4 protein-coding genes and 1 pseudogene are annotated in these 5805 nt (G+C 69.8%); 1 reads left to right on the plus strand and 4 read right to left on the minus strand.

The annotated features are described in order from the left end of the window. Positions 1 to 108: 108 nt before the first annotated feature. Positions 109 to 714: pseudogene (locus QSG27_RS27260) on the minus strand (DDE-type integrase/transposase/recombinase); the annotation flags it as partial. A gap of 169 nt (positions 715 to 883) precedes the next feature. Here QSG27_RS27260 and QSG27_RS27265 point away from each other — a divergent pair. Continuing rightward, positions 884 to 1900 carry an IS481 family transposase gene (locus tag QSG27_RS27265; RefSeq protein ID WP_306711764.1) on the plus strand — a complete coding sequence of 339 codons (1017 nt, stop codon included), beginning with the start codon at positions 884 to 886 and terminating at the stop codon, positions 1898 to 1900. A gap of 350 nt (positions 1901 to 2250) precedes the next feature. On the opposite strand, the gene QSG27_RS27270 is transcribed toward QSG27_RS27265, so the two are convergent. The 3 genes from QSG27_RS27270 to QSG27_RS27280 form a co-directional block, all read right to left on the minus strand. After that, complete coding sequence (locus tag QSG27_RS27270; RefSeq protein ID WP_306711765.1) at positions 2251 to 3210, minus strand: 4-(cytidine 5'-diphospho)-2-C-methyl-D-erythritol kinase; 960 nt, start codon at positions 3208 to 3210, stop codon at positions 2251 to 2253. A 102-nt stretch (positions 3211 to 3312) separates the two neighbouring features. Continuing rightward, entirely contained in the window at positions 3313 to 4947 is a 1635-nt protein-coding gene (locus QSG27_RS27275) for a tetratricopeptide repeat protein (protein ID WP_306711767.1), read from the minus strand. A 251-nt stretch (positions 4948 to 5198) separates the two neighbouring features. Next, a partial coding sequence (locus QSG27_RS27280) for a phosphotransferase family protein (RefSeq protein ID WP_306711769.1) occupies positions 5199 to 5805 on the minus strand: 607 nt, incomplete at its 5' end.

A 5805-nucleotide genomic window follows, 5' to 3' on the forward strand; every position in this document is an offset into this window, starting at 1 on the left:
CCGAGCGTCTCGGAGCGCGAAAAGGCGCTCCATTCTGACAAAAACGGGCGGCGGAAACGCCATTTCCAAGCCTCAGCGGGGGCAAAAAGCCGAAATATGTTCGTTTTTCCGCGACCTGTTAGGCAGGAAGCCGTAGTGGGCGGCCAGATCGAGGAGCTTGGCGTTGTAGGCGATGCCCCGGCCCGGCTGGTCCGGATCCTCGGCTTCGCCGAGCACGGCGGTCTTCATGCGGTCGTAGAGGATCTGCCCGGGCACGCCGCCGAAGGCCTCGAAGGCGGCGATGTGGCAGCGCAGAACGGTCGGCAGGTCCTGGCGGGCGACGAAGCGGGCCCACATCATGCGGCTGTGGCCGAGCACCATGGAAAAGAGCCAGACGACCCGTTCCGCCTCGGGCTCGTCGGTGAAGGTGGTTTTGAAGAAGGCGAAGTCGACCTGGGCCTGCTTGCCGGGCGGGGTTCCGAAGCGGCGCTCGAAGGCCGGGGTGGCCTTGGGGCGGATGGTGCGCACCGCCGCCTTCAGGATCGTGTAGCCGCCCTCATAGCCCCGCTCGCGGATTTCGCGCAGCAGCCGCTTGGTGCTGAGTTCGGGGTAGCTGTTTGATGGCGGAACGTTGTTGGGACCCGGTCTGTTGGGCCATTCAGGAATATGGCTGGTGGATCGAAAGGCGCTTAGGTCCTGCGCCACAGTAGGCCGGCTATTGGTGCAGTCCCGTCCGTCGTCGCCATGACAAGCCCAAAGCGCCCGCCGCGCGACGGCCGGTCAACCCCACAGCCGCCTCCGGCGGTGGCCCGCCAGGGCCAGGGTTGACGGGCCGGACGCGGCGGGCATCATTCCGCGTGGCGGCGACGCTGAGCCTGTTCGGCCCCGACCGGGAGGAGCCGCCATGTACCACATCCATCCCAACGCCCGCACCACTCCGGCGGTACGCGCGGCCATCGCCGCCTCGACCGAACCCTCGGGCGTGCTGGCCAAGCGCTACGGCGTCAGCACCGAAACCATCCGCAAATGGCGCAAGCGTGGTTCCGAGGACATTCAGGATCACTCATCGCGGCCCCAGCACCTGCGCTGGCGGGCCACCGAGGAAGAGCGCGCCATCGTCTGTGAGCTGCGCCGGAGCACCGGGTTCCCACTCGACGACATCACGTTTACGGTGCGCCACTTCCTGCCCCACCTCAACCGCGACGCCATCTACCGCATCCTGAAGGCCGAGGGCCTGGGACGCCTGCCCGACCGCCCGACCAACGCGCCCAAGAAGGGCACCAAGCACTTCAAAGAGTACGACCTCGGCTTCCTGCACATCGACATCAAGCACCTGCCGAAGCTGCACGTGATCGGCTCCGGGGCCCGTAAACGCTACCTCTACGTCGCCATCGACCGTGCCTCGCGCATGGTCCACCTGGCGGTCAAGGACGAGGAAACCGAAGCCTGCGCCACCGCCTTCCTCAGAGAGGCCGTGGCCGCCTTTCCCTTCACCATCACCCACGTGCTGACTGACCGCGGCAGTTGCTTCACCGCCGACGGCTTCGAGGCGGCCTGCCGCGCCCTGGGTGTGCAACACCGCACGACCAAGCCCTACACGCCGCAGACCAACGGCATGGTCGAACGCTTCAACGGCCGCATCGGACGGGAGGTTCTGATCATGTGCATCGGCACGCACAACGCCCTGGAGCGCCTGCTGCGCGGCTACAAGCTTGCCTACAACGCCCGCCGGCAACGCGTCCTCAAAGGCCACTCACCCGACGAGGTCGTCCGCGAGCGCCTGAAGGCGAAACCCGAGCTGGCCAACCCCGCCTACCGACCTCCCAGCCCGTGCGAACTCACCAAAACCAAGGTTGCCGCTCAGCTCACGGTGTATGCCGCCAAGGACGTATCGCATCCGGACAATCAGGTCGCGCGATAACGTAGTTGCGAAGGCACGCAATGGTCGGGAGTGACATTCCCTACGCTTATCTATCTGAATACCGAAGGGGAGCGCAGCCGCTCGAGATCGGTCAAATCCTGCCGGCGCTGCTCCACACGACGGTCGTAACCGGCTTGGTTCTTGGTCCCGATCAGGGTGCAGGGCCGGCCCCGCCGCTCCGTAGCCACGTCCAGATCGGCCTGGGCGTTCAGGATCACGGTTTCGGCATGGGAGCGGGCCTGCTCGGCGGCCTTCAGCGCCCAGCGTTCGCGCGAGGGATCGGCAAGGAAGGCGGCAAGCTCGCGACACTGGGGGCAGTGGCAGGGCAGGGCGCTGACTCGCCGCCAGTCCTACGGCGGCTCCAAGGGTTCGGCGATACGGGCGAGCAGGTGGTCCAGCACGGCGTTCCGCAACCTTTCGACCACCGCGAGGTTCCGCGCCTCCGACCGATCCATGAGATCGAAGACGGCGGGCTTGACCACCGCATCCAGGCCGTAATCCTTCGGTGCGGCCAGCATCCGCCCGGCCAACCGTTCGGCCAGCGACGGCGCGATCAGCTCCAGCGCGGCCAGCGCGTCGGCGATCACCGGAGCGACGGTCAGGGCCGGGCCGGTCAGGTCGTTGCGCCGCTCCCTCAGCAGCGCCGCCAGAGCCGCCGCGTCGGCGGGCGCTTCGGTGAAGCGGGCCGGGGCGGAGAAGGCGCCCTTGCGCGCCTTGAACACGGCGGGGGTCGGCACCGGGACGCCGGGGTTGACCAGCACCGCGAAGGTTTCCGGCAGGGCCGGCGCCTCCTCCAGCACCTCCCCCACGCCGCCGAAATAGCAGCTTCGCCCGGCGACGCAGACCGGCACGTCGGCGCCCAGCGAGGCCGCGACCTCGTAGACCCGCCGGTCGGCCACCGGCACGCCCCACAGCCGGGCCAGCCCGCGCAGGGTCGCCGCCGCGTCCGCCGATCCGCCGCCGATGCCGGACGCGATGGGCAGCACCTTGTCCAGCGCGATCATCGCGTCGGTCTCGCGCCCCAGCCGGGCGGCCAGCGCGTAGGCGGCGCGGATGACGAGATTCTGCGCCGGATTCTCCCCCATCAGCGCCGGGCCGAAGGGGCCGGAGATGGCCAGCCGCGGCCCGACCGGCGGCAGGTCCACCCCGCGCAGCGCGATCCGCGCCACGCCCGGCTGGACCGTCACCCGGTCCGCCACGTCGGCGAAGGCGACGAGGCTGTCCAACTCGTGATAGCCGTCGTCCCGGCGGCCCACCACATGCAGATAGAGGTTCAGCTTGGCCGGCGCGGCCTCGGCGATGGCGCTCATGGTCGGGGTCCCCGGAAACGAAAAGCCCTTCTTCCCGAACGGGGGAAGAAGGGCTTTATGCTCCATGGGTGGAGTAGGCGCCAGACCCTATGTAAGCGCCGCTTACGGAACCTTCGGCATCGCCGCCTCGGCGGCCTTGGGGTCCACCAGGCCCTTGTCCAGCTTGGCCCGGATGTCCTCCTTCTGCGGCTCCTCCTCCGCGGTGCGGAGCGCGCGGGTCCACTGGAAGCGGGCCTCGTTGCGGCGCCCGACGCGCCAGTAGGCGTCGCCCAGATGGTCGTTGATGGTGGCGTCGGTCGGCTTCAGCTCCACCGCGCGCTCCAGCTTCTCCACCGCCCCTTCGAAGTCGCCGGTGCGGTAGAGCGCCCAGCCCAGGCTGTCCACGATGTAGCCGTCCTTGGGGCGCAGGGCGACGGCCTTCTCGATCATCCCCTTGGCCTCCTCCAGGTTCAGCCCGCGGTCGACGTAACTGTAGCCCAGATAATTCAGCAGGAAGGCCTCGTTCGGTTTCAGCGCCAGCGCGGCCTTCAGGTCGCGCTCGGCATCCGGCCAGCGGTCCACCTTGTCGTAGGACATGGCGCGGGCGTAGAGCACCGCCCAATGCCGCTCCTCCGGCGTTCCGATGCGGTCCAGCGCCTTGCTGTAGCTGTCCGCCGCCTCGCCGTAGCGCTTGGCGACGCGGTACAGGTCGCCCAGCCGGACCAGCGCGTCGGTCCGCTCGGGCCGTTCGGCGGACAGGGAGGAGAAGGCGGCGATGGCCTCGTCCGTCCGCTCCAGCCGGGCGAGGCTCTCGGCGGCGCGCAGCCGGGCGGTCCAGCCCAGCACCGGGTCCTTCTCCAGCGCCTGGAACTCCGCCAGCGCGTCGGCGTGGTGGTCGCGGTTCTCCATGATGTCGCCGATCATCAGCCGCGCCAGCGACAGGTCGGGGCGCAGGTGAAGGGCGATCCGCCCGAACAGCAGGGCGGTTTCCTCCGCCCCCTCGTGATGGATGGCGCTGCCCAGGTCGAACAGGGCCTCCGCCAGACCCTGGCGGGCGTCGGACACCACGGGGGCGGCGGTCCTGCCCTCGGCCAGGGCCTTCAGCGCCGGCTCGACCATCAGGCTGTCGGGGTTGCCGGCCCGGAAGGACTCGTACAGCTTGCGGGCCTCGTCCTTGCGCCCGTTGCGCTCGTGGAAGCTGCCGACGATCTGGATGACGCGCAGCGGCGCCTCCTTGTCGATCACGCGGGCGAAGCGCTCCCCGGCGGCGTCCTTGCGCCCGCCCAACTCCAGCAGCAGGCCGGCGTGCAGGTCGTGCAGGGCGGCGAAGCCGCTGGCGGTGGACAGCGGTTCCAGCGCCTTCAGCGCCGCGTCGGTCTTGCCCTCCGCGGCGGCCAGCCAGGCGTCGATCAGCGGGCCGATGTATTTCGCCATGCCTTCCTTGGGCATGCGCGCGGCCATGGCCTTGGCCTCCTTCAGCTTGCCGCGGGCCAGATTGTCGGAGGCCAGCAGGGCGATGGCCATCTGCGGGTCGCTGTCCTGCTCCAGCAGCCGCTTGGCGAGGTCGATGGCGGCGTCGAACTGCCCTTCGCCCAGCTTCAGCAGATAGGTGCGGCGCAGCAGCGTCAGGTCGCCGGGGTCGGCGGACAGGGCGTGCGCCATGAACAGGGCGGCGGCCCCCCAGTCGTCCTGGTGCTGGGCGAAGCGCCCCGCCAGATAGCTGCCGGTCGCCGAGGTCAGCGACGGACGGTCCGTCACCGCCGGGGCCGCGGCTGAAGCGCCGCCAACCGGCAAAAGGCCCGCCGTGGAAAGGAGCAACGCGCCGAGCGCTGTCCGACCAAATCGGGGCCGACCAAATCGGGGCCACCCAAATCGGAATGTCATCATGCCGCGTCCACCTGCACGCCAACGGAGGGTCTGGATCAGGAAAGCCTAAAGCTCAATTCCTTAGTCTACCATTAACCACATGCATGGGTTAACCATCCTGCGGCCCGAACCATCGCATGTTTCTACCGCCATTCAGCGGCGACGCGCGTGATGATGTCCGGGCGGAGGACGTCGGCGGCATGGGCGTCCATATGGGCCGCCAGCGAGTCCGGCATGTCCGGCGACAGGGCCGCGCCCTCCACCCGCCAGCGGGCCATCCAGGACAAGGTGCGCAGCCACGTCAGCCGGCGCAAGGGCCGCCGCCACGGGCGCACGGCGTCGGCCAGCGCGGGCGGCACCGCCGCGTCCCAGGCCGCGTGGAAGTCCGCCACCGCGTCGGGCGTCAGGACCGCCGCGACCTCCCGCTCCCACTTGGTGGAGGTGTAGAGGCTGGCGTGGGCGAGGTCGATGGCCGGGTGGCCGTACTGGGCCTTCTCCAGATCGGTGAACCACGCCTTGCCGGCATCGTCGATCAGGAAGTTTCCGGGATGCACGTCGCTGCCGACCAGCGTGACCGGGATCGGCGCCGCGCACCGGAAGGCGCGGGCGGCGTCCAGCTCCGCCTGGAGCATCCTCATGGCCTCGGGCGTCAGCCCGGCGCGCCCGAACCACACCGCCTGCCGCTCCACCTGGGCCAGGGTCGCCGCCACGGGGTCGGCGGGGGCGGGCAGGGGGGCGGCGGAGCGCCGG

The organism is Azospirillum isscasi, assembly GCF_030849505.1.
GTDB classification, from domain to species: domain Bacteria; phylum Pseudomonadota; class Alphaproteobacteria; order Azospirillales; family Azospirillaceae; genus Azospirillum; species Azospirillum isscasi.